This window comes from Microbacterium sp. NPDC078428, from assembly GCF_044542535.1.
GTDB classification, from domain to species: Bacteria; Actinomycetota; Actinomycetes; order Actinomycetales; family Microbacteriaceae; genus Microbacterium; species Microbacterium limosum.
In genome coordinates, this window is sequence record NZ_JBITUP010000003.1 from 179,719 (window position 1) to 205,315 (window position 25,597).

24 protein-coding genes and 1 tRNA gene are annotated in these 25,597 nt (G+C 71.2%); 15 read left to right on the forward strand and 10 right to left on the reverse strand.

The window, feature by feature from the left end; translation table 11 throughout:
- Positions 1-125 precede the first annotated feature (125 nt).
- From ACIGCK_RS07255 to ACIGCK_RS07265, 3 genes are all read right to left on the reverse strand, one after another.
- Positions 126-1,964: an alkaline phosphatase family protein gene (locus tag ACIGCK_RS07255; protein ID WP_396664980.1), complete on the reverse strand. Its 1,839-nt coding sequence runs from the start codon at positions 1,962-1,964 to the stop codon at positions 126-128.
- A gap of 64 nt (positions 1,965-2,028) precedes the next feature.
- Positions 2,029-2,637 carry a histidine phosphatase family protein gene (locus ACIGCK_RS07260; protein ID WP_396664982.1) on the reverse strand — a complete coding sequence of 203 codons (609 nt, stop codon included), beginning with the start codon at positions 2,635-2,637 and terminating at the stop codon, positions 2,029-2,031.
- A gap of 30 nt (positions 2,638-2,667) precedes the next feature.
- On the reverse strand, positions 2,668-3,519 hold the full coding sequence (locus ACIGCK_RS07265) for a Sir2 family NAD-dependent protein deacetylase (protein ID WP_396664984.1): 852 nt from the start codon (positions 3,517-3,519) through the stop codon (positions 2,668-2,670).
- A gap of 96 nt (positions 3,520-3,615) precedes the next feature.
- Here ACIGCK_RS07265 and ACIGCK_RS07270 point away from each other — a divergent pair, with 96 nt between their 5' ends.
- Positions 3,616-4,446, forward strand: coding sequence for a TrmH family RNA methyltransferase (locus ACIGCK_RS07270; RefSeq protein ID WP_396664986.1), 831 nt, complete (start codon positions 3,616-3,618; stop codon positions 4,444-4,446).
- A gap of 5 nt (positions 4,447-4,451) precedes the next feature.
- Here the strand turns inward: ACIGCK_RS07270 and ACIGCK_RS07275 are convergent, their stop codons facing one another.
- Positions 4,452-5,303, reverse strand: a complete 852-nt coding sequence (locus ACIGCK_RS07275; RefSeq protein ID WP_396664988.1) for an SGNH/GDSL hydrolase family protein — start codon at positions 5,301-5,303, stop codon at positions 4,452-4,454.
- A 190-nt stretch (positions 5,304-5,493) separates the two neighbouring features.
- Between ACIGCK_RS07275 and ACIGCK_RS07280 the strand changes: the two genes are divergently transcribed.
- Complete coding sequence (locus tag ACIGCK_RS07280) at positions 5,494-7,326, forward strand: DEAD/DEAH box helicase (protein ID WP_396664990.1); 1,833 nt, start codon at positions 5,494-5,496, stop codon at positions 7,324-7,326.
- Positions 7,327-7,450: 124 nt separating this feature from the next.
- On the forward strand, positions 7,451-8,545 hold the full coding sequence (locus ACIGCK_RS07285) for a VIT1/CCC1 family protein (protein WP_396664991.1): 1,095 nt from the start codon (positions 7,451-7,453) through the stop codon (positions 8,543-8,545).
- 47 nt (positions 8,546-8,592) lie between these two features.
- On the opposite strand, the gene ACIGCK_RS07290 is transcribed toward ACIGCK_RS07285, so the two are convergent.
- A tRNA-Leu gene (locus ACIGCK_RS07290) sits at positions 8,593-8,677 on the reverse strand.
- A gap of 80 nt (positions 8,678-8,757) precedes the next feature.
- Between ACIGCK_RS07290 and ACIGCK_RS07295 the strand changes: the two genes are divergently transcribed.
- Positions 8,758-10,086, forward strand: coding sequence for a M20/M25/M40 family metallo-hydrolase (locus ACIGCK_RS07295; RefSeq protein ID WP_396664993.1), 1,329 nt, complete (start codon positions 8,758-8,760; stop codon positions 10,084-10,086).
- A gap of 66 nt (positions 10,087-10,152) precedes the next feature.
- Positions 10,153-10,983, forward strand: coding sequence for an undecaprenyl-diphosphate phosphatase (locus ACIGCK_RS07300; protein ID WP_330169616.1), 831 nt, complete (start codon positions 10,153-10,155; stop codon positions 10,981-10,983).
- 49 nt (positions 10,984-11,032) lie between these two features.
- On the opposite strand, the gene ACIGCK_RS07305 is transcribed toward ACIGCK_RS07300, so the two are convergent.
- Entirely contained in the window at positions 11,033-11,899 is an 867-nt protein-coding gene (locus tag ACIGCK_RS07305; protein ID WP_396664995.1) for a PAC2 family protein, read from the reverse strand.
- Between the two features lie 188 nt (positions 11,900-12,087).
- Here ACIGCK_RS07305 and ACIGCK_RS07310 point away from each other — a divergent pair, with 188 nt between their 5' ends.
- The 9 genes from ACIGCK_RS07310 to lnt all read left to right on the forward strand — a co-directional run bounded on the left by ACIGCK_RS07310 (position 12,088) and on the right by lnt (position 21,885).
- Positions 12,088-12,747, forward strand: coding sequence for an HAD family hydrolase (locus tag ACIGCK_RS07310; protein ID WP_396665309.1), 660 nt, complete (start codon positions 12,088-12,090; stop codon positions 12,745-12,747).
- Complete coding sequence (locus ACIGCK_RS07315; protein ID WP_396664996.1) at positions 12,744-13,787, forward strand: tRNA (adenine-N1)-methyltransferase; 1,044 nt, start codon at positions 12,744-12,746, stop codon at positions 13,785-13,787. Before ACIGCK_RS07310 ends, ACIGCK_RS07315 begins: the two co-directional genes overlap by 4 nt.
- Positions 13,788-13,792: 5 nt before the next feature.
- Positions 13,793-14,761 (forward strand): FKBP-type peptidyl-prolyl cis-trans isomerase, encoded by a 969-nt coding sequence (locus ACIGCK_RS07320; protein WP_396664998.1) that lies wholly within the window; start codon positions 13,793-13,795, stop codon positions 14,759-14,761.
- A 25-nt stretch (positions 14,762-14,786) separates the two neighbouring features.
- Positions 14,787-15,770, forward strand: coding sequence for a helix-turn-helix transcriptional regulator (locus ACIGCK_RS07325; protein ID WP_396665000.1), 984 nt, complete (start codon positions 14,787-14,789; stop codon positions 15,768-15,770).
- The gene (locus ACIGCK_RS07330; protein ID WP_330169610.1) at positions 15,767-16,714 is read left to right on the forward strand and encodes a WYL domain-containing protein; all 948 of its coding nucleotides are present in this window, start codon (positions 15,767-15,769) and stop codon (positions 16,712-16,714) included. The genes ACIGCK_RS07325 and ACIGCK_RS07330 overlap by 4 nt, the downstream gene beginning before the upstream one ends.
- Positions 16,715-16,794: 80 nt before the next feature.
- Positions 16,795-17,055: a Sec-independent protein translocase subunit TatA gene (gene tatA, locus ACIGCK_RS07335; RefSeq protein WP_330169609.1), complete on the forward strand. Its 261-nt coding sequence runs from the start codon at positions 16,795-16,797 to the stop codon at positions 17,053-17,055.
- A 65-nt stretch (positions 17,056-17,120) separates the two neighbouring features.
- Positions 17,121-17,894, forward strand: a complete 774-nt coding sequence (gene tatC / locus ACIGCK_RS07340; protein WP_330172010.1) for a twin-arginine translocase subunit TatC — start codon at positions 17,121-17,123, stop codon at positions 17,892-17,894.
- The gene (locus ACIGCK_RS07345) at positions 17,891-20,350 is read left to right on the forward strand and encodes a DEAD/DEAH box helicase (protein WP_396665002.1); all 2,460 of its coding nucleotides are present in this window, start codon (positions 17,891-17,893) and stop codon (positions 20,348-20,350) included. Before tatC ends, ACIGCK_RS07345 begins: the two co-directional genes overlap by 4 nt.
- Positions 20,347-21,885 (forward strand): apolipoprotein N-acyltransferase, encoded by a 1,539-nt coding sequence (lnt, locus tag ACIGCK_RS07350; RefSeq protein WP_396665004.1) that lies wholly within the window; start codon positions 20,347-20,349, stop codon positions 21,883-21,885. Before ACIGCK_RS07345 ends, lnt begins: the two co-directional genes overlap by 4 nt.
- A gap of 61 nt (positions 21,886-21,946) precedes the next feature.
- On the opposite strand, the gene ACIGCK_RS07355 is transcribed toward lnt, so the two are convergent.
- The 4 genes from ACIGCK_RS07355 to ACIGCK_RS07370 all read right to left on the reverse strand — a co-directional run bounded on the left by ACIGCK_RS07355 (position 21,947) and on the right by ACIGCK_RS07370 (position 24,654).
- Positions 21,947-22,330 (reverse strand): RNA polymerase-binding protein RbpA, encoded by a 384-nt coding sequence (locus ACIGCK_RS07355; RefSeq protein ID WP_330171940.1) that lies wholly within the window; start codon positions 22,328-22,330, stop codon positions 21,947-21,949.
- Between the two features lie 118 nt (positions 22,331-22,448).
- Entirely contained in the window at positions 22,449-23,234 is a 786-nt protein-coding gene (locus ACIGCK_RS07360) for a glycerophosphodiester phosphodiesterase family protein (RefSeq protein ID WP_396665006.1), read from the reverse strand.
- A complete protein-coding gene (locus ACIGCK_RS07365; protein WP_330171938.1) occupies positions 23,231-24,184 on the reverse strand; it encodes an SPFH domain-containing protein in 954 nt (317 codons plus the stop codon). Before ACIGCK_RS07365 ends, ACIGCK_RS07360 begins: the two co-directional genes overlap by 4 nt.
- Positions 24,181-24,654: an NfeD family protein gene (locus ACIGCK_RS07370; RefSeq protein WP_396665008.1), complete on the reverse strand. Its 474-nt coding sequence runs from the start codon at positions 24,652-24,654 to the stop codon at positions 24,181-24,183. Before ACIGCK_RS07370 ends, ACIGCK_RS07365 begins: the two co-directional genes overlap by 4 nt.
- Before the next feature lie 119 nt (positions 24,655-24,773).
- Between ACIGCK_RS07370 and ACIGCK_RS07375 the strand changes: the two genes are divergently transcribed.
- The gene (locus tag ACIGCK_RS07375) at positions 24,774-25,547 is read left to right on the forward strand and encodes an SDR family oxidoreductase (protein WP_396665010.1); all 774 of its coding nucleotides are present in this window, start codon (positions 24,774-24,776) and stop codon (positions 25,545-25,547) included.
- Positions 25,548-25,597 lie beyond the last annotated feature (50 nt).

Here is a 25,597-nt window from a genome sequence, read left to right on the forward strand (position 1 = left end):
GATGCTGAACTTTATCACGCGGCGGTCCGTGCATCCGACGCAGGATGCTCAGTATGTGCGCAGGACGTTGAGCGAGGTGCGAATCATCGACGCATGCGCGCACGCCCGCCCGCCCGGACCTGCCACTAGGCCGGAGAAGCGGTGCTCGGGGAGGGAGTGGCCGCCGGGGTCGCGTCGGTCTTGGGGAAGAAGAGACCGAGGCCGTGGGTGCGGAGCACCTCGTAGGCATCCGCATACGTCTGCGGCTCCGGGGCGTCCGGTGGCCCGTAGCGGGCGAGGAGGAGCCCGAGCAGTCCCTTGCCGGGTTGGCTCAGCGGCTTGAGGCGGTGCTTGCCGTGTGCGAGGTCGGCGAGGGAGTCCTCCTCCGCGTTCGGCTGCACCCACATGGGGTGCACGAGGGGCCACGTGGCGGGGTCGCGGGGCGCGTCCAGGTTCACGACGGAGAAGAGATCGTTCGCGGCCGCATCGCGGCGCGTCAGGGGCTGCAGCCCGTGCAGGCGACAGAGGGTGCGGATGACGGCGGCATGATGCATCTCGTCCTGGATGATCGTGCCCGCCCGCGTGTACGCCGATACCGCGATGGCGGGGACCCGTGCACCGAGCCGGTCGAACGTGAAACCCATCTCGCCCGCGGGCGCATCCGCGTGCGGGGGTGTCGCCGTCGGCGGCGGGACGTGATCGTACGTCCCGCCGTGCTCGTCGAAGGTGATGAGCAGCAGCGTGTTCAGCGCATTCGAGCCGTTCGGCGCGGAGCTCGTGCGGATGGCGTCGTAGACGCTCGCGACGAGGGCCTCGCCGGCCCGCACATCGGAGACGGCGGAGTCGGCGAGGTACTCCCCGTCGACGTCGCTCTCCCGGAGCGCCCCGAACGGCGGGTGGAAGTCGTTGTGGTTGTAGACCATCCGCGGCTCGATGAACGCGTAGGCGGGAAGGGCGCCGGACGCGGCATCCTCGAAGAACTGCGTCATGTAGGCGAAGCGGCCGGTCTTCCAGTACTCCTCCAGCACTGGAGCGTGCATGACGCCCGTGAGGGAGACCAGCTGGAGTTCGTCGAAGTAGATCCGCCACGACTGCCCGGCCTCCTCGAGCCGGTTGAAGATGGTCGGCGCCGGGTCGGCGTCCAGCCACTTTCCGTACCCGCCGCCGTGCTTGTTCGTGACGAAGCCGTGCGAAGTCGACGCGTGGAAGAACGAACGGTTGCAGTAGGTCTGACTCGGCACGGCCGCGAACCAGTGATCGAACACCGCGAACTCGCGAGCGAGCGTGGAGAGCACGGGGAGCATGTCGGGGGAGAAACCGCCCATGATCTGGTTCGCCTGATCGTCCGTCGGTGCGGTGCCGCGGTTGAGCCGCTCGTAGTTGATGCGGTAGTCGCGCAGGAAGCCGTCCATCGTCGGTGTCGCTCCCACCGAGGGGGAGTTGTAGGGATGACTCATCTCCTCGACCCAGAGCCGCGAGTTCTCCGCGGGATCGACGATCCCGAAGAGCTGCGTGTTGACGTGCGGGTACTCCTCGCCGGGGTCGGGGTTCGGAAGACCCATGATCGTGTCGGTCGCGCCGCTGTAGACGTGCGCGGGCACCGGCGTGCCGTCCGGAGCGGGGTTGGAGTAGTCGCCGAATGCGAGCCCCTCGAAGCTCCGGCCGGCGGGGAGGGTATCGGGCGTGTAGAGCCAGCCGAACATGTTGTCGAACGAACGGTTCTCACCCATGAGCACGACGACGTGCGCTAATCCGGGTTCGTCGCGCACGTCCGGGGCGGCGCCGGGTGAGCCCTCGGCTACCGAGCCCGCGATCGCGGCGCCGACCGCGCCACCCGCCGCCGCCCCCGCGATGAAGCCGGCCGCGGTGAGACCCCCGGCGCGCAGGAAGTCGCGGCGGCTCCGCTCGCGCGGGCGGCTCTCACGCGCCTCGGTCACATCGCGGGCGGGCTTCCCGCCGGGTGAGTCCTCCCTGCCGTCGTCCATTTCGATCCCTCCGTCATCGCCGATCGTAACGACGTCTGCGGGGGCCGAGCATCAGGAGCGGTGGCTACGCCGCCACCGCCGTGTAGGAAAGCAGCCTCATCCCGTTGCGCTCGACGAGGAATGTGTGGGCGGAGCCGTTCTCCAGGCGTTCGCCGGGCAGGGGAGCGGCGTCGCTGGAGGCGTGACCGATGAGCTCGCGGATGAGCGCCCCGTGCGAGACGACGACGACCGCGGCGGGGGCGGGCGCGGTCTCCGCACGCACATCGCGCACGACCCGGCGCACGGCCCGCAGCGCGCGGGAGCGGAGGTCCGGGCGGGATTCCGCGCCTGGCACGTCGTCGCGGGGGCCGGCACCGAAGCGCTCGATGAAGTCCGCCACGAGCATTCCTTCCGCCTCGCCGTACGAGCGCTCTCGAAGCTCGGGGTACACGCGCGCCGGCGCGGACTCGACGCCCATCCGCCCGCCGATGATCGCCGCGGTCTCGCGCGCTCGCTCGAGATCGCTGGAGACGACCCGCGCCCCGACGCCCGTCAGCGTCTCGGCGAGGACGTCGCCGATGGCCCGCGCCTGGTCCCGACCCGTGTCGTTGAGGGGGATGTCCGTGGCCCCCTGGATGCGGTGTGCGAGGTTCCAGTCCGTCTGTCCGTGGCGCACGATCGTGAGGGTCGTCATCCCCTCGATCCTACGGGCACCGCCGGCGGCTCAGCGCGCGGCGGGAAGCGCGGACGCGAACGCGTCGAGCACCTCGCTGGCCCCGGCATCCACCTTCACGGTCGCCTTGGCATCCGCACGCGTCGATCCCCGGTTGACGATGATGACGGGCAGGCGTCGTCGGCGGGCGCGTTCCACCAGGCGGATGCCGGAGTTGACCACGAGCGAGGACCCGGCGACGACGAGGGCCTCGCTGCGGTGCACGAGCTGCTCCGCCTCGCGGAACTTCTCGGCCGGGATGAACTCCCCGAAGAACACGACGTCGGGCTTGAGCATTCCGCCGCACACCGTGCAATCGGGGATGACGAAATCGTCCGTGCTCGCCGGGAGCACGTCTCCATCGGGGCCGAGCGGGACGTTCTCCGGGACCGCGACCCACGGATTGTCGATCTCCACCCGCTCGGCGATGTCGCGGCGGTCGAACACCTGCCCGCAGCGCGTGCACAGGACGCGGCGCATCGTGCCGTGGAGCTCGACGACCCGGCTGCTGCCGGCACGCACGTGAAGACCGTCCACGTTCTGCGTGACGACGCCGGTGGACAGTCCCGAAGCCTCCAGCCGGGCGATCGCCGTGTGGCCCAGGTTGGGTTGCGCGCTCGAGAAGGCCTTCCATCCGAGATGGCTGCCGACCCAGTACCGGCGCCGCGCGGCGGCATCGGTCAGGAACTGCTGGGCCGTCATGGGAGTCCGGGTGGGAGCGCCCTGTCCCCGGTAGTCCGGAATGCCGGAGTCGGTGGAGACGCCCGCCCCCGTGAGGATCGCGAGGCTGCGGCCCGCGAGGGCGTCGATCGCTCGACCGACCTGGGCGGTAGCCAGGGATCCCTCGTGCGTGACCAAGACCATGGGGTGCGTCCTCCTCGCGTCCGGCAAGTGTACGCGGCCTCCTTTACCGGGATGTTACGCCGGCGGCCGGTGGCGACCGTCGGCTAGCGTGGACGGGTGCGGGAAGCCGGAGGACCGTGGGTCGAGCGCGTGGACGACCCCGCGGACCCCCGCCTGGCGGACTTCCGCGACCTGACCGACGTCGCGCTGCGGCGCATCAGCGAGCCCGCCGGCGGACTCTACATCGCCGAATCTGGCAAGGTGCTCGCTCGCGCCCTGGCGGCGGGTCACCGGCCGCGCGCCACGCTCGTGCAGGAGAAGTGGCTGCCGGAGGCGCGCGCGCTGCTCGCCGGCGTCGAAGCGCCGATCTACCTCACGGATGCCGCGGTCGCCGAGTCGCTGACGGGATACGCGGTGCACCGGGGTCTTCTCGCATCCATGCACCGGCCGCCGGACCGGCCGGTCGCCGACGTGCTGTCGGCTGCTCGTCGCGTGCTGATCCTCGAGGACATCGTCGACCACACGAACGTCGGGGCTGCCTTTCGCGGCGCCGCGGGCCTCGGTGCCGACGCCGTGCTGGTCACCCCGCGCTGCGCCGATCCGCTCTATCGGCGGAGCGTCCGGGTGAGCATGGGCACGGTCTTCCAGGTGCCCTGGACGCGCCTTCCCGAGTGGGACGACGCCCGCGGCATCCTCCAGGGCGCGGGGTGGCACATCGCCGCCCTCGCGCTGTCGGACGGGGCCGTCGGGCTCGAGCAATTCGCCGCCGCCCCGCCGGACCGCGTGGCTCTCGTGCTCGGGGCGGAGGGCGACGGCCTCAGCCGGTCCGCCCTCGCGGCCGCGGACACGATCGTGACCATCCCGATGGCCGGAGGGGTGGACTCGCTCAATGTCGCGGCCGCCAGCGCCGTCGCGCTCTGGGCGCTTCGCGTGCCGCCCGCGGGCTGACGCCGCTACCGCTCGGCCGAGGCGCGTGCGGTCAGGCGGTTGTACGGCAGTGCGTCCGGTCGCTTCGCCGTCACCTCGTCGCCGGAGGACTGGTGCCGCAAGCGACGCAGCACCCAGGGGACGAGGTGGGTGCGCGCCCACACCAGGTCGCCGGCCCGCGCCGTGCGCCACGTCGTGATCGGCAGGGGATCCGGCTGCATGGGCACGAGGTCGTTCGGGACGTTCAGCGCACGCAGCACCATGCGCGCGACCTCGTGGTGGCCGAGTGAGTTCAGGTGCAGACGGTCGGGGTCGAAGAAGCGCGGATCCTGGATCTCCTTCAGCGCCCACTGATCGGCGACGATGCAGTCGTACCTGTCGGCGATCGCGCGCAGGTTCTCGTTGTAGATCGCGATCTTGCCCCGCATCGAGCGGAACACCGGCTGCCAGGCGACGTCGATGCCGGTGAACACGACCACCGTCGCGCCCCGGGAGGACAGCCGCGCGACGCCGTCCTCGAAGGTGGCGGCCACCGCATCGGGGTCGGCGCCGGGGCGGATGATGTCGTTGCCGCCGGCGCAGAACGTCACGAGGTCGGGGGTCAGCGCGAGGGCCGGCTCCACCTGCTCCTCGACGATGCGGCCGATCAGGCGCCCCCGGACCGCGAGATTGGCGTATGCGAAGTCGTCGACCTGCATGGCGAGCACCTCCGCGACGCGATCGGCCCAGCCGCGGTGCCCGCCCTCCAGGCTCGGCTCGGGATCGCCGATCCCCTCGGTGAAGGAGTCGCCGATCGCGACGAACCGGCGCCAGGGGTGGGCTCCGGTGTTGGCGATGTAGGGCGTGCGGTGAGGAAGATCCGTCTCCTCCGACGACATGGGCCTCTCCTCGGTTCGCGGACCCTCCGACACTACCCCGGCACTCCGGTTCCGACCAGGTGGCACGGGGTGCCACGGGCGGCCCGACGTCCGCGGGGTCGTCTATCGTGGTCATCCGTGCCGGTGCCCGTGCCCGGCGGCAAAGGAACGGGGCGCCCGATCACGCGGCGTTCGAAGAGACTGGAGACGGATGACGGAGCAGGCGACCGCGGCCCACGTGGGCAGCTTCGCCGCGGAGCACCTGTCGCCCTCCTACCCGCAGCGGGCCCCGTGGGGGACGGCGCAGCGCCTGCGCGCGTGGCAGGCCGAGGCCCTCGACGAGTACTTCGCCCTCGACGGGCCGGACGGCCCCGGCAAGGGTCCGCGCGACTTCCTCGCAGCGGCGACCCCGGGCGCCGGGAAGACGACCTTCGCCCTCCGCCTGGCGACGGAGCTGCTGCGACGACGGGTCGTGACGCGCATCGTCGTGGTGGCCCCGACCGAGCACCTCAAGACCCAGTGGGCGGATGCCGCGGCCCGCGTCTCGCTGCGCCTCGATCCCGCCTTCAGCAATCGCCACAGCGTCCCCGCCCGGCACTACCACGGCGTCGCGGTCACGTACGCGCAGGTGGCGGTCAAGGCATCCGTGCACCAGCAGCTCACCGAGGACGCGCGCACGCTCGTCATCCTGGACGAAGTGCATCACGGCGGGGATGCGCTCAGCTGGGGCGATGCCCTCCGGGAGGCCTACGGGCGGGCGACCCGTCGGCTGCTCCTGTCGGGAACGCCCTTCCGCAGCGACACGGCCCCGATCCCCTTCGTCGAGTACCACCCGGACGACAAAGGCATCCGCATCTCCCGCACCGACTACGCCTACGGGTATCGCCGCGCGCTCGAAGACGGCGTCGTCCGCCCGGTCATGTTCCTCGTCTACGCCGGGAAGATGCGGTGGCGAACGCGCACCGGCGACGAGATGGAGGCGCATCTCGGTCAGGACAACACGAAGGACGTCAACGCGCAGGCGTGGCGCACGGCGCTGGATCCGCAGGGCGACTGGATCCCCGCCGTCCTGCGCTCCGCGGATCGCAGGCTCACCGAAGTGCGGGAGCAGATCCCGGACGCGGGCGGCCTCATCATCGCCACCGACCAGACCGCCGCCCGCGCGTACGCCGCGATCCTCGCCGACATCTCGGGCGAGCCGCCCACGGTGGTGCTCTCGGACGAGGCGGAGGCGTCGCTGCGCATCGAGACGTTCTCGGCCTCGACCTCGAGGTGGCTCGTGGCCGTGCGCATGGTCTCGGAGGGCGTCGATGTTCCTCGCCTGGCCGTAGGCGTCTACGCGACGAGCGCCTCGACGCCCCTCTTCTTCGCGCAGGCCATCGGGCGCTTCGTACGGGCCCGGCGGCGCGGCGAGACGGCCAGTATCTTCCTCCCCAACGTGCCTCCCCTTCTCGCCCTCGCGAACGAACTGGAACGCGAGCGGGATCATGCTCTCGACCGCGACGCGGACGGCGAGGACGAGTGGGCGCTCGACGACGACCTCATGGATGCCGCGGAGCGGGAGGAGAAGGCCTCCGACGCCCTCACGCAGGAGTTCACCTACCAGGCGCTCGGCTCGCTCGCGCACTTCGACCGCGTGCTCTACGACGGCAAGGAATTCGGCCAGCTGGCTGTTCCCGGCACGCCGGAGGAGGAGGAGTTCCTCGGGATTCCGGGGCTGCTCGAGCCCGAGCACGTCCACGAGCTGCTGCTGCAGCGGCAATCGCGTCAGTCGCGGCACCGCAAGGAGCGTGAGGCGACAGGGCCCGGGGGAGAGGCGGAGCCGGCCGATCACCTGCCGCCGCAGGCGCTTCACCGCAGCCTGAAGGAGCAGCGGCAGCTGCTGAACAGCCTCGTGGGTCTCTACGCGCGCCAGAGCGGCGAGCCGCACGGCATGGTCCATGCCGAGCTGCGCCGGACGTGCGGGGGTCCGGCCGTGTCGCACGCGACCGTCGCGCAGCTGCAGGCGCGCATCGAGGTGCTGCGCAAACGCGTCCGCTCCTGAGCGGGGTACGGCGCCGTTCGGATCCCCGAAATGCTGTCAATCCGTGACTCTGCCGGGCGCGCGGGCGGGCGCGACCGTACGGTGGAGTGATCCCCCCACCACCCGCCGCCGATCTGGAGGCCGCATGATCGCGCCCGTCAGCGAGACCCCCACCGCCGCCGACCGCCGCCGGTGGGCGCGCTACCTCGTCGATGAACGCGCCGAGGCGCGCGTATACCGCGAGCTCGCGACCCGCAAAAGCGGGGAGGAGCGTGAGATTCTCCTGGCCCTCGTCGAGGCGGAGCGCCGTCACGAGGCGCACTGGCTCTCGCTGCTCGGCGGCGAACCCGCCAAGCTGCCCGGCCCCGGCATGCGGACGCGGGCGCTGGCCTGGATGGCGCGTCGCTTCGGCACGATCTTCGTGCTCGCCCTCGCGCAGAACGCGGAGGGGCGGTCGCCGTACGACGCGGAGCGGTTCGCCACCCCGGCCATGCGCGCGGACGAGAAGATCCACCATGAGGTCGTGCGCGGTCTCGCGGCGCGGGGCCGGCGGCGCCTGTCAGGCACGTTCCGCGCGGCGGTCTTCGGTGCGAACGACGGTCTGGTCTCGAACCTCGCCCTCGTGATGGGCATCGGGGCGACGGGCGTCGCCCCGCAGTTCGTGCTCTTCAGCGGTGTCGCGGGGCTGCTGGCGGGCGCACTCTCGATGGGGGCGGGCGAATTCGTCTCGGTCAAGTCGCAGCGCGAGCTGTTGACGTCCACCGAGCCCAGCGCGTACGCCGACGACGTGCTGCCCGATCTGGACCTGGACGCGAACGAGCTCGCGCTCGTGTACCGCACCCGCGGACTGACGAGCGCGGCGGCGATCGAACGCGCGCGCACCGTCCTGGAGGCCGCTCGCGCGGCGGCACCCGGAGACCGGGATCGCGCAGGCCCCGGCAGCGCCGAACAGCACGAGATCGTCGGGGGTGCGTGGGGGGCCGCGGCATCCAGCTTCCTGTTCTTCGCCTCCGGCGCGATCATTCCCGTGGTGCCTTGGCTGTTCGGGCTGTCCGGGCTCGCAGCAGTCCTGCTCGCGCTCGTGCTGGTGGGGGCCGCGCTGCTGGCGACGGGCGCGCTCGTGGGCCTGCTCTCGGGGGCGCCGCCGCTTCGACGCGCGCTGCGTCAGCTGGCGATCGGCTTCGGGGCGGCCGCCGTGACGTATGCGCTCGGGCTGCTCTTCGGCGTATCCGCGGCCTGATCCCCGAAACGAGAGAAACCCCGACTGAGCCGGGGTTTCTCTCTCTGTGCGCGAGGGGGGACTTGAACCCCCACGCCCTATACGGGCACTAGCACCTCAAGCTAGCGCGTCTACCTATTCCGCCACCCGCGCGTGGGTGAGTTGCTTTCGCAACCGAGGGTCGACACTATCACGTTTCCGGCCGCGATCCCGACGCGGGTAGCCTGGTCGGCATGTCGCGGAACCCTGCTGCCCTCATCTCGGCAGTGGGCGACGCGCCTCTGCCGGAAGTGGCGAGCATCGCCCGCGACCTGATCCGATTCGACACGCAGAACTGGGGCGGGGGCACGGCGCGCGGAGAGCGCGAGGCGGCCGAGTACGCCGGCGCGTACCTCGAAGCGCTCGGCCTCGAGGTGGACTACTTCGAGCCGGTGCCGCGCCGCACGAACGTGCGCGCCGTGCTGCCCGGCCGCGATCGCCGCAGGCCCGCCCTCGTGCTCCACGGGCACCTCGACGTGGTCCCCGCACCGCCGGAGGGCTGGAGCGTCGATCCGTTCGCGGGCGTCGTCCGCGACGGGATGCTGTGGGGCCGTGGCGCCGTGGACATGAAGGACATGGATGCCATGATCCTCACCTCCGTCGCCGATCTGGTGCGCTCCGGCGAACAGCCGGCGCGGGATGTCATCGTGGCGTTCTTCGCCGACGAGGAGAACGGCGGCATCGAGGGCTCTCACCTGGTCGTGAAGGAGCGACCCGACTGGTTCGCCGGCGCGACGGAGGCGATCAGCGAGGTCGGCGGATACTCGATCGATGTGGCGGGTCGCCGGGCGTATCTGCTGCAGGTGGGGGAGAAGGCCCTCGTGTGGATACGGCTCGTCGCGCGGGGCCGCGCCGCACACGGGTCGGCCGTGCACGAGGACAACGCCGTCATCCGCCTCGCCGAGGCCGTCGCCGCCCTCGGGCGCACGGAGTGGCCGGTGCGTCTGACCGCCACCACGACGGCGCTCCTGGCGGGACTGGGCGGAATCGTCGGAGATGCCGCCCTCGGGCCCGACGCCCTTGCGGCGAGGACGGGGCGCGCGTCGGGCTTTCTGCGCTCGACGCTGCGCACCACCACGAACCCCACCGGCCTCGCGGCGGGCTACAAGCACAACGTCATCCCCGATCGAGCCGAGGCACTCATCGACGTGCGCGTGCTTCCGGGCACCGAGGCGGCGGCCCTCGCCGAGATCCAGCGGATCGTCGGCGACGACATCGAGATCGAGACCGTGCACAGCGACATCGGGCTCGAGGTCCCGTTCGAGGGCGACCTCGTCGACACGATGGTCGAGATGCTGGAGCGCCACGATCCCGGGGTCCCGGTCCTGCCGTACCTGATGGGCGGCGGCACCGACAACAAGGCTCTCGCCACCCTCGGCATCTCCGGATACGGCTTCGCGCCGCTGCGCCTTCCCCCCGACCTCGACTTCACCGGTATGTTCCACGGGGTGGACGAGCGCGTCCCCGTCGATGCCCTCGAGTTCGGACAGCGCGTGCTGACCGACCTGCTCAGGGTCTGCTGATCCTCGGATGCCGCGTCGCGGCACCCCTCTCATCCCGCACCGACGCGACCTCACCGGAAGGCGCCCATGCAGTTCATCGAAGCCCTCGTCCTCGGCATCATCCAGGGGCTGACGGAGTTCCTGCCGATCTCCTCGAGCGCCCACCTGCGCATCGTCGGCGAGTTCCTCCCTTCGGCCGAGGACCCGGGCGCGACCTTCACCGCGATCACGCAGATCGGCACGGAGGCCGCCGTCCTGGTCTACTTCTGGGGCACGATCGTGCGCATCATCTCGCGGTGGGCGCAGTCGCTGACGGGCCGCGTCCCGCGCAACGACCCGGATGCGCGGATGGGTTGGCTCATCATCCTCGGAACGATCCCCATCGGCGCGCTGGGGTTCCTCTTCCAGGACGTCATCCGCGGGACCTTCCGCAACCTCTGGCTCGTGGCGATCGTGCTCATAGGGTTCGGGCTCCTCCTCGGCGCAGCCGACCGGTGGGGACGCCGACAGCGCGAACTGAAGGATCTGACCTACCCGCACGGGCTCGCGCTGGGCTTCGCGCAGGCTCTCGCCCTGATCCCCGGCGTCTCCCGCTCCGGGGCGACGACGACACTCGGGCTCGCCCTCGGCTATACGCGGCCCGCAGCGGCCGAATACGCCTTCCTGCTGGCCGTTCCCGCCGTGTTCGGCTCGGGCCTGTACGAGCTGCTGCAGGCCTTCCAGGAGCCGGGTGGCCCCTACACGCTTCTCGACACGTTCGGCGCCACGGTGGTCGCCTTCGGCGTCGGTCTCGCGGTCATCGCGTTCCTGATGCGCTACCTCAAGCGCGGCAGCTTCCTGCCCTTCGTGATCTACCGCGTCGCCCTCGGCGTCGTGCTGATCGTGCTGCTCTCGGTGGGGGTTCTGCAGCCCTACTGAGCCGGCGACGCCCCGCGCGGGACGCACGATCGGGTGCGCCGCGCGGGCGTCAGCGGCGGGGTTCGTCGCCGCGCCCGGGCTTGCCGGGACCGTCGCCCCGGCGCCGGAGATAGCGCTCGAACTCCTGCGCGATGGCATCGCCCGATGCCTCGGGGGAATCCCACGTGTCGCGCGTCTGCTCGAGCTGGCGGATGTACTCCGTCATCTCCTCGTCGTCCGCGGCGGCCGCATCGATCGACGCCTCCCATGCGGCGGCCTGGGTGGGAAGGTCGCCCCGGTCGATCTTCGTGCCCGTGACGTCCTCGAGACGGTCGAGCAGGGCGAGCGTCGCCTTGGGAGAGGGGGTGTGACCGGCCACGTAGTGGGGCACGCTCGCCCACAGCGAAACCGTGGGGATGCCGGCGGCCTCGGCTGCCTGGGCGATGACCGAGAGGATGCCGACGGGCCCCTCGTAGGTGCTGCGTTCGAGACCGAGCTCGGTGCGCATCCTCTCGTTGTCGCTGCCACCGAACACCGAGATGGGGCGCGTGTGCGGCACATCGGACATCATCGACCCGAGCGCGACGAACCCCGTGATGTCCTCGCGCAGCGCGACGTCGACGAGCTCGGCGGCGAAGGCCTGCCAGGCGCGCGCGGGCTCGACGCCGGAGAGGAGCCACAGCTGCGTGCCGCGCGTGCGTCGCGCGGGGCGGGTGACGAGCGTCTCGGGCCACTTGAGGATGCGCCGGCCCTCGGCATCCATCGTGATGTGGGGCCGCGTGTACTGGTAGTCGAAGTACAGCTCGGGGTCCACGGAGTGCACGGTCTCCGTCTCACGACGCGATCGCAGCGCCTCGATGGCAGCGGAGGCCGCCTCGCCCGCGTCGTTCCAGCCGTCGAAGGCCGCCACGAGCACTCTGCGTCCGAGTCCGTCCACCGTGCCTCCCGTCTCGCCGATCGACGCTCGGGGGTGCGGGCCGATCCGGTTCCCTCAAGGATAGGTGCACGCGGTCCCTGGAGGCGGGGGTGCGCGGCAGCGGTGCGGCCCCTGCCGCGGGTGGCGACCCGGCCCGCGGGTAGCATGGCCGGGTGAATCACCCTCTTCCTCGCGCCGTCCTGTGGGACATGGACGGAACCCTCGTCGACACCGAACCGCACTGGATCGCCGCGGAGACACCGCTCGTCGAGAGCTTCGGGGGAACGTGGAGCCACGAGCAGGCGCTTCAGCTCGTTGGGCTCGGCCTCGAGGACGCCGCGCGCATCTTCCAGGCCGCGGGGGTGCGGATGTCGGTGCCCGAGATCATCGACACGCTCACCGATCGCGTGCTCGAGTCGCTCGCCCGCGAGGGGGTGCCCTTCCGTCCGGGTGCGCGCGAGCTGCTCGCCGAGCTGAAGGCCGCAGGCATCCCCACGGCATTGGTGACGATGTCGATGCGCCGCATGGCGACATCGATCGTCGACCTCATCGACTTCGACGCGTTCGATGTCATCGTCGCCGGCGACGACGTCGAGCGCCCCAAGCCCTTCCCCGACCCCTACCTGCGCGCCGCCGAGCTGCTGGGCGTCGATGTCGCGGACACGGTCGCCATCGAGGATTCGCCGAACGGGGTCCGCTCCGGTGTCGCCGCGGGATGCACCGTGCTCGGCGTGCCGAACATCGTCTCGCTCGAAGGGTCGGGGGCGTTCGCCATCGCCGCCTCGCTCGAGCGCATGGGCGTCGCGGAGATCTCGCGTCTTCATTCGGAGCGCTCCGCAGGCGCCCGCCGCGCCGAGGCCCTCCGGTGAGCGCCGCGACGACGCCCCGATCGAGCGGGCCCTTCGCCCTCGGTGACCGGGTACAGCTGACGGGGCCGAAGGGCCGCCTCCACACGATCACGCTGCGTGAGGGAGGCGAGCTCCACACGCATCACGGTGTGCTCCGGCACGCCCAGCTCGTCGGCATCCCCGACGGGTCGGTCGTGGTCAACAGCGGCGGCCATGAGTACCTGGCGCTGCGTCCGCTGCTGCGCGACTTCGTCATGTCGATGCCCCGCGGCGCGGCGATCGTCTATCCGAAGGATGCCGCACAGATCCTCGCCGAGGCGGACGTGTTCCCGGGCGCGACCGTCGTCGAGGCCGGCGTCGGGTCGGGTGCGCTCTCGCTCTGGCTCCTGCGCGCGATCGGCGCAGGGGGGCGGCTGCTGTCGTTCGAGCGCCGGCCGGAGTTCGCGGAGGTCGCCGAGGCGAACGTCGCGACGTTCTTCGGCGCCCATCCGACGCAGTGGGAGGTGCGGGTCGGGGACCTGGCCGAGGAGCTGCCCCGTGCGACACCGGCGGGCTCCGTCGACCGAGTCGTCCTCGACATGCTGGCGCCCTGGGAGTGCATCGACGTCGTCGCCGAGGCCCTCACGCCCGGGGGGGTCGTGCTCTGCTACGTCGCCACCGCGACGCAGCTGTCACGCGTCGCCGAGTATCTGCGGGGGACCGGCCTGTTCACCGAACCCGACGCGTCCGAAACCATGGTGCGCGGCTGGCACGTCGAGGGCCTGGCCGTCCGTCCGGACCACCGCATGGTGGCTCACACGGGCTTTCTCATCTCGGCACGCCGCCTTGCCCCGGGCGCGGTCGCTCCCGAGCAGAAGCGCCGCGCGTCCAAGAGCAGCTACGGCGACGAGGACGTGGAGCTGTGGACGCCCGGCGCCGTCGGGGATCGTGAGATCACCGACAAGAACCTGCGCAAGCGGGTGCGGGAGGCGCAGCGGGCGGCTTCCGCGCGTCTGGGCGGCGCCGCCGGCGACGCGGACGACGAGGGCGCCGGTTCGGCGAGCCCGGCTCGCATAGACTGAAGCGCGTGCGTAAATTCCTCGCCCCTGTGACCGTCGCCGGCATCCTCGGTCTCGCGCTGGTCGGATGCTCCTCGCCCACGGTGAACGACGACGGATGCGAGCGGACGCTCAGCGCGTCGCAGGAGGCGATCGACCTCGTCACCGTGGAGGGCGACACCGACGACGTCCCGGACGTCGAGGCGTACACCCCCATCACGGCAAGCGAGTCGGAGTGGACCGACATCGTCGAGGGCGACGGGACCGCGGTCCGCGGCCTCGACCAGGCGATGGTGATCGACGTCGCGCTGTACAACGGCGCGACGGGCGAGCAGATCGCCACGACCCCGTACGACGGATCGCTCACGAGCGTGCTCACCCTCTCGCAGTGGACGCAGTCGTTCCCCGGCTTCGAGGACGCTCTCGCGTGCGCCCGTGAGGGCGGGCGGGTCGCCACCGTCCTCACCGGCGACGGGCTGAATGCCGAGGCCGCCGCCGGGTTCGGCATCGGGGAGGGCGGCAGCGCCATCGCAGTGGTCGATCTGCGCAAGGTCTATCTCGACAAGGCCGACGGCGCCGACCAGTTTGTCGCCGGGCACAACCTTCCCACCGTCGTGCGCGCTCCCGACGGGCGCCCCGGCATCATCGTCCCCGAGGCCCAGCCGCCCGCCGACCTGGAGGTGCAGGTGCTGAAGAAGGGCGACGGCGAGGTCGTCACAGGCGATGCGCCCGTCCGCGTGCACTACACCGGCGTGCTGTGGGACGAGGGGACCGTCTTCGACTCCTCCTGGGAGAACGGCGCACCCGTCGCGTTCGAGCTCGACGCCGTCGTGGAGGGGTTCGGCGCGGCGCTCGAGGGTCAGACCGTCGGCTCCCAGATCCTCGCCGTCATCCCGCCCGACCTCGGCTACGGCGACCAGGGCAGCGGTAGCGTCCCGGCGGGCTCGACCCTGGTCTTCGTCGTCGACATCCTCGGAATCGACGCTCCCGCCGAGTGAGCGGGGCCGCGCCTAGGATTGAGGCGTGCCCCAGAAGATCACGCCGGAGGAGCGTCTGCTCAGCCTGACGGTCGCCCTCATGGCGAACCGATACGGGCTCACCAAGGAGCAGATCCTCTCGAGCGTGTCCGGGTACCGCGAGGCGCGCGCGGAGGGGCGCAGCGCAGACGCCCTCGAGAAGATGTTCGAGCGCGACAAGGATGCACTCCGCGAGCTCGGGATGCCGGTCCACACGCTCGGAGATGCGGCCGACCCGGACGACCTGCGCGAGGCCCGCTACGTCATCCCGAAGGCCGAGTACGTCCTGCCCGAGGACATCGTCTTCACGCCCGCCGAGGTCGCGATCCTCGGGATCGCGGCGGCCGTGTGGGGGGAGAGCTCGATGTCGGGTGAGGCCCAGTCCGCCCTCCGCAAGATCCGAGCCCTCGGCATCGACGTCGACGAGCCGATCATCGGATTCGCGCCGCGCCTCTCCGCGAAGGACCACGCCTTCCCTGCCCTGCGTGCCGCACACGACGCCCACCGCGTCGTGCGCTTCACCTACGTCAAGCCCGGCGACGACGTCCCGCGGGTGCGCACCGTGGAGCCGCACGCCCTGATCGACTACGACGGGCGCTGGCATCTCTACGGGTTCGATCGCGACCTCGCACAGGAGCGGACGTTCCTCCTGTCGCGCATCGTGGGCGATGTCGAGCAGCTGCGTGATCGGTTCGATCCCGCAGCGGCGGCGGGAGCAGGCGAACGCGCGCGTCGGGGCCTCGACGAGGTCGCACGACGCAACAGCGCCCTCGTGCGCGTGCAGGAGGATTCCGAGGCCGCGCTGCGCCTGCGCCGACGAGGCAGCCGGGAGGACGACCTCGTGCGCATCCCCTTCGTCGACGTCCATGTGCTCGCGGACGAGCTGGCATCGTACGGTCCCGAGGTGACGGTCGTCTCGCCGGACGACCTCCGGGCCCAGGTGGTCGAGCGGCTGCAGCGCACGCTCGCGGCCCACGGGGTGACCGCGTGAGCGCCCGGCCGCCCCTGCTGGCGATCGACCGCGTCGCGCTCGTGATGAACCTCGTGCCGTACCTGGTCGAGAAGGGACCGGTGCCGGTGGTCGACGCGGCCCGGGAGTTCGACGTCGAGCCCGATGTGCTCCGCCGCCTCGCCGAAGGCCTCGTGGTGATCGGCCTGCCGGAGGGCATGCACCACGAGCTCTTCGACATCGACTGGGATCTGCTCGACGAGCGCGACGAGCTGCAGCTGCTCAACACCGTGGCTTTCGAACGCGCTCCCCGGCTGACCGCGCGGGAGGCGGCCGCGCTCCTGGCGGGCCTGCAGCTCGCGCAGTCGGCGCCGGGGGTGGCGACGGGGGAGACGGTGCCCGCTCTGATCGCCAAGCTGTCCCGCGGCGCGAGCGCCGCTCCCAGCCAGCTCGTGGTCGCGGCGGATCCGGTGGACGAGGTCCGGGCGGCGGTGCGCGACGCTCTCGACAAGGGGGTCGCGCTGTCGTTCACCCACCACAAGCCGGATGCCGAGCCGACGACACGTACCGTCGACCCCGTCCGCATCCTCGTCAAGGACGACCAGTGGTACCTGCGCGGCTGGTGCCACCTCCGCCGCGACATGCGGACCTTCCACCTCGATCGCGTCACGGACGCCGTCGTGACGGACATCCCCGCCGCCGCCCGCGACGATCCCGAGACGACGATCTTCGCCCGTGAGGACGGCGCACTCGAGGCGACCATCCGCTTCGTCCCGCACGTCGCGCCGCTCCTCGGCCAGTACCTCGACTATGCCGAGATCACCGCGGGGGATCCCCTGTCGACCGCCCTGCTCCGGGTCGCCGATCCCGCTCAGCTGAAGCGGCTGGCCACGCGGCGAGGCGGGTCGGTGGAGGTTGTGGCCCCCGCCGAGGCTCGGCAGGCGACGGTCGAGTGGGCGCGCGCCGCGCTCGCGCAGTACGGCTGACGCGTGTGCGACGGATCCGCACGAGGACGCCGGGGTTAGACTGACGGGGATCACCCTTTCGCCGAACGACGGAGAGCACCATGTTGGGCAACCTCACCGGCTGGCACCTGCTGATTCTCCTGGCCGTGATCCTTCTGCTCTTCGGTGCGGCCAAGCTGCCGGCCCTGGCAAAGAGCGTCGGCCAGTCCGCCCGCGTCTTCCGGGGCGAGATGAAGGCCATGAAGGACGACGACGTCGCTGATGGGCGCGCCACGCAGGAGGGGACGGCCCCGGTCGCAGACCCGTCGCTGTCGCAGCCGGCTCCGCCTCGAACGGCGCCGGGCAGCGAACCCAAGCCGTAGGCGCCGTGGCCACGACCGATGCGGGAGTGACGGTCTCGCCCGAACAGCCGCGCCGCGACAAGAGGATGTCGCTCGGGGAGCACCTCGTCGAGCTGCGCAGGCGGCTGATGATCGCCGTGGTCGGGCTGGTGGTCGGCATGATCGTCGCCTTCTTCATCACCGACGGCATCATCTCGCTCCTGAACGAACCCATCCTCGAGGTGGCGGCGCGCCGTGGCCAGGAGATCACGGGTGAGACGCTGACCGCGCTGAACTTCACGACGGTCACGAGCGGCTTCGATCTGCGCATGCGGATCGCCTTCGCGATCGGCCTCCTGATCTCCGCGCCGGTGTGGCTGTGGCAGCTCTGGGCTTTCGTGATGCCGGGGCTGACCCGAAAGGAGATCCGCTACACGTGGGCCTTCATGGGAGCCGCCATCCCGCTCTTCTTCGCGGGGTGCGCCGTGGGCTTCTTCATCATCCCGCACGTCATCGAGCTCATGGCCACGTTCGTGCCTGGCGGCGCCGCCCTGCTGTTCGCCTACGACACCTACTACGACTTCGTGTTCAAGTTCTTCATCGTGCTCGGATGCGCCTTCGTCCTGCCGGTCTTCCTCGTGGCAATGAACCTCGCGGGCATCATGAGCGGGCGCGCGATCCTGAAGGGGTGGCGCGTGGCGGTTCTCGTGGCCGCGGTGTTCTCGGCCCTTGCGACCCCCGCGGCCGACGTGACCTCGATGCTGCTGCTGATGGGCATCATGATCGTCCTGTACATCGCCGCTGCGGCGTTGTCGATGCTCTTCGACCGACGCCGGACCAAGCGCGAAGAGGCGCTGTTCGCATCGGGACAGTCGGCGTGACAGCGACCCCCGCCGAGCGCTATGCGGCGGCGCGCGACGCGCGACGGCATCCCGTCTCGGCGTCCTTCGCCGAGCAGCAGCGGTTCGATCTCGACGACTTCCAGATCGCGGGCTGTCAGGCGCTCGAGGAGGGTCGCAGCGTGCTCGTCGCCGCCCCGACCGGCGCGGGGAAGACGATCGTGGGGGAGTTCGCGATCCATCTCGCGATGCGCTCGGAGCGCGGCAAGGCCTTCTACACCACCCCCATGAAGGCGCTGTCCAACCAGAAGTTCCGGGAGCTCCAGCATGTCTATGGCGCGGATGCCGTGGGTCTGCTCACCGGCGACGTGAACATCAACTCCTCCGCGCGCGTCGTGGTCATGACCACCGAGGTGCTGCGGAACATGCTCTACGCCGACTCGCCGGCGCTGCGCGACCTGCAGTACGTCGTCATGGACGAGGTCCACTACCTGGCCGACCGCTTCCGGGGCGCCGTATGGGAGGAGGTCATCATCCACCTCGCGCAGGATGTGCGCCTCGTCTCGCTGTCGGCCACCGTCTCCAACGCCGAGGAGTTCGGCGACTGGCTCGGCACGGTGCGCGGCGACACCGAGGTCATCGTGTCCGAGACGCGCCCCGTGCCGCTCGAGCAGCACGTCCTGGTGCGCGGCGACCTGCTGCCTCTCTTCGACGACCGCGCGGGGGTGGCGACGGCGCAGGTGAATCAGGAGCTCATGCGCATCCGCGGGGGCGCTGCTCAGGGTGGACGGCAGGCCGATGCGTACCGCTCCTCAAGGGGCCGCGGCGGGCATCGCCCGTCGCGGGGCGGCAGACGACCGGTGCGCGCGGGGCAGCCTCAGCGCGTCGAGCGGCTCGACCGGCCGGAGGTCGTGCATCTGCTCGGACGCAGCAACCTCCTGCCGGCGATCTTCTTCATCTTCAGCCGTGCCGGGTGCGACCAGGCGGTGCAGCAGGTGCGGCGTTCCGGCCTGCGCCTGACCGACGCCGACGAGCGTCGTGAGATCCGCGAGGTGGTCGAGGAACGCACACGCACGCTGCCGGAAGAGGACCTGGCCGTGCTGGGGTTCTGGGAGTGGCGCGAGAATCTCGAACGGGGCGTCGCGGCGCACCACGCGGGCCTCCTGCCGGCGTTCAAGGAGGTGGTCGAGGAGCTCTTCCAGCGCAAGCTCGTCAAGGCGGTGTTCGCGACGGAGACCCTCGCGCTGGGCATCAACATGCCGGCCCGCACGGTCGTGCTGGAGAAGCTCGAGAAGTTCAACGGCGAGGCGCGCGTCGCGATCACGTCGGGGGAGTACACCCAGCTGACCGGGCGAGCGGGGCGCCGCGGGATCGACGTCGAGGGGCACGCGGTCATCCAGTGGACCGAGGGTCTGGACCCGCAGCAGGTGGCGGCCCTCGCTTCCCGCCGCACCTACCCCCTCCACTCCAGCTTCCGGCCGACGTACAACATGGCGGTCAACCTTATCGACCGGTTCGGCCGGTCGCGCGCTCACGAGCTCCTGGAATCCTCGTTCGCCCAGTTCCAGGCCGACCGCGCCGTCGTCGGTCTGGCGCGTCAGGTGCGGGAGCAGGAGGAGTCGCTCGCGGGGTACGCGGCGGCCATGGCCTGCGACCGCGGCGACTTCACCGAGTACTCCGGCATCCGGCGCGAGCTGACCGACCTCGAGAAGAAGAATCGGCAGGATGCCGGGGCGTCCCGGGGCGATCGCGAGCGACGCCAGGCGCAGATCGCGTCGCTGCGCAAGCGCATGCAGCGGCATCCCTGCCACGGCTGCCCCGACCGGGAGAACCACGCCCGCTGGGCCGAGCGCTACTGGAAGCTCAAGCGAGCCATTGATCGCACACGGACCCAGATCTCCGCCCGCACGGGGACGGTGGCGCGCCAGTTCGACCGCGTGACCGACGTGCTCGAGGCGCTCGACTACCTGCGCATCGAGGACGGCCGTGTGCATCTGACCGACGCGGGTCGCACGATGCGGCGCATCTACGGCGAACGCGATCTTCTCGTGGCCGAGTCGCTCCGGCGCGGCCTGTGGCGCCAGCTGGATGCGGCGTCCCTCGCCGCCCTCGCGAGCTGCATCGTCTACGAGCCGCGCCGCGACGACGCCGGACCCGGTGAGCGCGGGCTGCCCGGCGGCGCATTCCGCACGGCCCTGACGGCGACGCAGGAGCTCTGGGCCCAGCTGGACGACCTCGAGCGGGATCACCGCCTGCCCGGCTCCGAGCCTCTGGCGCCGGGGCTCGCCCGGGCGATGCGCGGATGGGTGCGCGGCGTGCCGCTGGATCGCGTCCTGGACGACGCCGACATGGCCGCGGGCGATTTCGTGCGCTGGTGCCGGCAGAGCATCGACCTGCTGGATCAGCTCTCCCTGGTGGCGGAACCTGATGTCGCGCGCACGGCCCGCGCCGCGCTCGACGGGGTACGGCGCGGCGTCGTCGCGTACTCGGGGCTGTGACCGGCATCCCGCGGGCGCAGCGCCCGCTCCTTCCCCTGTGGGCTGCGCTGGTCGCCGCCGTCGCGGGCGGACCGGTGCTCGATCTCGCCTTCCCGTCGGTGGGCGCGTGGCCTCTCGCCTTCGTAGGGATCGGGCTCGCGCTGGTCGCACTGGTCGGCCGCACGGCGTGGTCGGGACTGCTCGTGGGGGCAGTCTTCGGCGCCGCCTTCTACTTCACGCACATCGTCTGGATCACCCGCTATCTCGGCCCGCTGCCCTGGTTCGGGCTGGCCGGGCTCGAGACCGTGTTCTGGGCCCTGGGATCGGTGCCGATCGTGTGGGCGTACCGGTGGATGCCGCGAGCGTCGAACGCCCTCTGGGTGCGGTTGGTTGCCCTGCCGGCGCTCGTTGCGGCGCTCTGGACGGCGCGCGAGGTGTTCATGGGGTCGTGGCCCTATACGGGCTTCCCCTGGGCGCGGATGGGCATGAGCCAGTCCGAGGGCCCCCTCGCGCACCTTGCCTCGTGGGTCGGGGTCTCCGGACTCACGTTCCTCATGGTCGCGGCGGTCGCGGCGCTCATCGAGTGGGCACGGGTCGCCCGATGGCGGGACCGGAGGACGGCCATCCCGTCGGTTGCGCTGATCGCGGTCCTCTTGCTCACCCCCCAGTGGCAGACGGCCCCCGCCGGCGTCATGACCGTGGGGAGTGTTCAGGGCAACGGCCCGTCCGGGTACTTCGACGAGCGGGCGCGAGGCGACATCCTGCGAGCGCAGCTGGAGGCGACGGAGCCGCTGCTGGACGAGCGGATGGACGTTCTGCTGTGGCCCGAGGGCGGCGTGGACGCCGACCCCACCGCGAACGCGCAGGTGGCCGGCATCCTCAACGCCCTGTCGCGGCGTGTCGATGCGCCCCTCGTCATCAACGCGGCGACGTCGCGGGACGACGAGGTGTTCAACACCTCGATGCTCTGGGAGGCGGGGGAGGAGAACCCCGTCCAGTTCCACGACAAGCGCAAGCCCGTGCCGTTCGGCGAGTACGTGCCGGACCGGTGGTTCTTCGAGATGCTGGCCCCCGACCTGATCGGTCTCATTCAGCGCGAGTACACACCCGGCACCAATGTCCCCCTCTTCGACATCGGCGGCGTGGGCGTCGGGCTGGCGATCTGCTTCGACGTCATCTACGACGACGTGATCCGGGAGGGCGCCCGCGACGGGGCCCAGGTCTACATGTTCCAGACCAACAACGCGGACTTCCGCGGCACCGACGAGAACCTCCAGCAACTGGCCTTCGCGCGGATGCGCGCGATCGAGACCGGCCGCAGCGTCGTGAACATCTCGACGGTGGGCACGAGCCAGGTGATCGGGCCCGACGGGGCGACGGTCGACGAGCTGCCGGCCGACGTCGCCGGTGCCATGCTCACGGACGTCGAGCTGCGCACGGGGCTGACGCCGGGTGTCGTCATCGGGGGAGCGGTGCAGACGGCGCTGTTCTGGGCGGCGATCGCGGGGCTCGTCGCGACGGGCCTCGTGGCGCGACGCCGGACGCGGAGCGCGTGAGGCCCGGCACGCAGAAGGGCGTCGGATGCCTCGGCATCCGACGCCCTTCTGATCGGTGGGGTCAGGCCCCCAGCAGCATGCTGTCGGGGTTCTCGCCCGCGCCGCGACGCGCGCGAAGGTAGGCGAGGCGCTCCTCGAGGATCTCCTCGAGCTCGGCGCGGGTGCGGCGCTCGAGCAGCATGTCCCAGTGCGTGCGCGGCGTCTTGTCGTCGCTGTGATCGATCGTCACGGTCTTGTCGCCGACGACGAGCGCGGCTTCGGCGCCGCACGCGCGGCACTCCCACGCCTCGGGCGCCTCGGCATCCGCAGCGAACATGAGCTTGGTGTCGTGCCCGCAGGTGCTGCAGGTGTAGGTGTACTCGGTGCGCTCCATGAACACGACGCCCTCTTCGCTCTGTAGGCTCTGGGCGCCGAGACGCATGCCGCGCAGGCTGCGATCTGCCATTGTGTGGTCTCCTCGGCATCTGGGGGACTGATGAGGTCAATCACCCGGTATAACGCAGCGACCTGTGTGGATCATCCGAACGGCGCGTTCGGGACGCGCTTTCCCAGACAACCCCCAGTCATGCGGGGTGGAGCACGCGCAGCGCGACGTCGGCCCGGTCGGTCACGACGCCGTCGACGCCGAGGCCGGCGAGGCGTCGCATGTCCGCCGGATCGTTGACCGTCCACACGTGGACCTCGACGCCCGAGCGGTGGGCGGCTTCGATCAGCCGGGGAGTGAGGATGCGCACGCGCCCCCGACGCTCGGGGATCTGCAGGGCGTCGACGCCGCGGATCGCCCGTGCCGCGAGCCCGCGCGAGCGCGTGGCGAGGGCCGCGAGCAGGCGTGCGATCGTCGCTGTGCCGGCCGAGGTGGCCGGCCCGGGCCCCGGGCCGCCCGCAGCGCGCGCCGCGGCGAGGGCGCGCCTCCGGCGCGAGTCGGAGAAGCTCGTGACCAGCACCCGCTCGGACGCTGCGGCGACGATGCGGCCGGCGGGCTCGGCGGCGGCATCCGCCTTGATGTCAATGTTGAAACGGGTGTCGGGGAAGGCCTCGAGCGCCTGCGCGAGCGTGACGAGGCCTCCCAGCGGGGCCATGAGGTCCTCGAGCTCCCGAAGCGGGACGGCGGCGAGGGGACGGGGATCGCCCGTCACCCGGCTCAGATCGTCGTCGTGGAAGAGCACGACCACGCCGTCGGCGGTGATGTGCGCATCGGACTCGATGTAGTCGACTCCGTGACCGTGCGCTTCCGCGAAGGCGGCGAAGGAGTTCTCGGCCACGCCGTGCGCTGCGGATGCCGGCGTGACGAGTCCGCGGTGAGCGAGCACGCGCGGAGTGTCGGCGCGCGCGAACCACGGGTGCCTCACGGGAGACGCGGTGGGGGTGCGTCGTCGTCGGGGGCGGATGCGGCGGCATCCGCAACCCTGCCCGCAAAGGCGCCGGAGACGCCCTTCAGCGCTTCCGTGAACTCGCTCGGGATGATCCACAGCTTGTTGGCGGCGCCCTGGCTGATCTTCGGCAGGGTCTGCAGGTACTGGTAGGCGAGGAGCTTGTCATCGGGGTTGCCGGCGTGGATGGCTTCGAAGACCGAGTGGATGGCCTCCGCCTCGCCCTGTGCCCGGAGCACGGCGGCCTGCTTGTCTCCCTCGGCGCGGAGGATCTCGGCCTGTCGGCGCCCCTCCGCCTCGAGGATCTGCGATTGCTTCGAGCCCTCGGCCGTGAGGATCGCCGCACGGCGGTCGCGCTCGGCGCGCATCTGCTTCTCCATCGAGTCCTGGATGGAGACCGGCGGATCGATGGCCTTGAGTTCGACGCGACCGACGCGGATGCCCCACTTGCCCGTCGCCTCGTCGAGGACGACGCGCAGCTGCCCGTTGATCTCGTCGCGGCTGGTCAGCGCCTCCTCGAGGTTGAGGCCGCCCACGACGTTGCGAAGCGTGGTCGTCGTCAGCTGCTCGACGGCTCCGAGGTAGTTCGCGATCTCGTACGTCGCGGCGCGCGCGTCGGTGACCTGGAAATACACGACGGTGTCGATCGAGACGACGAGGTTGTCCTCGGTGATCACGGGCTGCGGGGGGAACGAGACGACCTGCTCGCGCATGTCGATGAGCGGTCGGAGCCGGTCGATGAACGGCACAAGGAGATTCAGCCCCGGTGTCAGCGTCTTGTGGTAACGGCCGAGCCGCTCGACGATGCCGGCGCTGGCCTGCGGGATGATGCGGATCGAGCGCGCGAGGACGACGAGGACGAAGATGAGGACCGCGAGGGCCAGCAGCCATCCGATCACGGTGGGGATCAGTTGCTCGATGTCGGTCATGACTGCGCGGTCTCCTCGGTGGGACGGACGAGCGCGGTCGCGCCGTCGATGCGGGTGACGGTCACGGCGACGCCGGGGGTGATCTCGCGGATGTCGGACGTGCGCGCCGTCCATGTGTCGCCGTTCGCGAGGCGCACCTGGCCACCGGTCAGGCCCACGGTGGCGATCACGACGCCCGACATCCCGAGCAGCGCGTCGACGTTGCTGGGGGTGGGGTCCTCGCCGCGGCGGAGGCGGCGCAGGAGCGGCGGGCGCAGAAGGAGCAGGAGCAGCGCCGCGACCGCGGCCCCCACGACCACCTGCAGCCATAACGGCGCACCCGCCAGATCGGCGACGAGGCCGGCCACCCCGCCGAGTCCCAGCATCGCGAATGTGAGCTCGAGGGTCAGGGTCTCGATCGTGAAGAACACGAGGATCAGAACGATCCAGCCGATCCAGGCGAACTGCTCGACGGTCTGGAATAGGTCCACGGCGCGCCTCCCCTTTGAGGCGAACCTAGCACGCGACCACGGCCCCCGGGCCGTCGATTGGTAGGGTCGATCTGCCCGCGGCGACGATCCGCGGCCCTTCGATCCTGGAGTTCCCACACGTGACCGAGACCCCCTCGCCCCTCGCCCCCGGAGCCCTCGACGGCAAGCGCGCCCTCGTGACGGGTTCCTCCCGCGGCATCGGCGCCGACACCGTGCGCTATCTCGCCCAGGCCGGCGCCGACGTCGTCATCAACTACCGCAACAAGGCCCCGCGCGCGCAGAAGCTCGCCGCCGAGGTGGCGCAGGCGGGCAGCCGCGCCCTCGTCGTCGGCGCCGACCTGACCGACGCCGATTCGGTCGGTGCGATGTTCGCCGAGGTCGAGCGCGAGTACGGCGGCCTCGACATCCTGGTGCTCAACGCCTCCGGCGGCATGGAGGCCGGTATGGGCGAGGACTACGCACTCCTGCTGAACCGCGACGCGCAGGTCGGCGCGCTCCGGGCGGCGCTGCCGCTGCTGGGGGAGGGGTCGCGCATCGTGTTCGTCACGAGCCACCAGGCCCACTTCATCCGCACGACCCCGACGATGCCCGAGTACGAGCCCGTCGCCCTGTCCAAGCGGGCGGGCGAGGACGCGCTGCGCGAGCTGATCCCCGAGCTCGAGGAGCGCGGCATCGGATTCGTCGTCGTCTCGGGGGACATGATCGAGGGCACGATCACGGCGACGCTGCTCGAGCGCGCCAACCCCGGCGCGATCGCGACGCGTCGCGAATCCGCCGGCAGGCTCTACAACGTCTCGGAGTTCGCCGCGGAGATCGCCCGCGCGGCCGTGGATCCGATCCCCGCCGACAACACCCGCCTCGTCGGCGACGTCAGCGGTTTCGCCGCGGAGTAGTCCCGACGCCACCACGACGAACGGCCCGGGTGTGATCCCGGGCCGTTCGT

Coding starts and splice junctions, on each gene's coding strand:
- ACIGCK_RS07285 (WP_396664991.1), top strand. CDS start 7,451: ATGATCGCGCCCGTCAGCGAGACCCCCACCGCCGCCGACCGCCGCCGG.
- ACIGCK_RS07275 (WP_396664988.1), bottom strand. CDS start 5,303: ATGTCGTCGGAGGAGACGGATCTTCCTCACCGCACGCCCTACATCGCC.
- ACIGCK_RS07355 (WP_330171940.1), bottom strand. CDS start 22,330: ATGGCAGATCGCAGCCTGCGCGGCATGCGTCTCGGCGCCCAGAGCCTA.
- ACIGCK_RS07365 (WP_330171938.1), bottom strand. CDS start 24,184: ATGACCGACATCGAGCAACTGATCCCCACCGTGATCGGATGGCTGCTG.
- ACIGCK_RS07260 (WP_396664982.1), bottom strand. CDS start 2,637: ATGACGACCCTCACGATCGTGCGCCACGGACAGACGGACTGGAACCTC.
- ACIGCK_RS07280 (WP_396664990.1), top strand. CDS start 5,494: ATGACGGAGCAGGCGACCGCGGCCCACGTGGGCAGCTTCGCCGCGGAG.
- ACIGCK_RS07295 (WP_396664993.1), top strand. CDS start 8,758: ATGTCGCGGAACCCTGCTGCCCTCATCTCGGCAGTGGGCGACGCGCCT.
- ACIGCK_RS07265 (WP_396664984.1), bottom strand. CDS start 3,519: ATGGTCTTGGTCACGCACGAGGGATCCCTGGCTACCGCCCAGGTCGGT.
- ACIGCK_RS07310 (WP_396665309.1), top strand. CDS start 12,088: ATGGACGGAACCCTCGTCGACACCGAACCGCACTGGATCGCCGCGGAG.
- ACIGCK_RS07255 (WP_396664980.1), bottom strand. CDS start 1,964: ATGGACGACGGCAGGGAGGACTCACCCGGCGGGAAGCCCGCCCGCGAT.
- ACIGCK_RS07300 (WP_330169616.1), top strand. CDS start 10,153: ATGCAGTTCATCGAAGCCCTCGTCCTCGGCATCATCCAGGGGCTGACG.
- tatC (WP_330172010.1), top strand. CDS start 17,121: ATGTCGCTCGGGGAGCACCTCGTCGAGCTGCGCAGGCGGCTGATGATC.
- tatA (WP_330169609.1), top strand. CDS start 16,795: ATGTTGGGCAACCTCACCGGCTGGCACCTGCTGATTCTCCTGGCCGTG.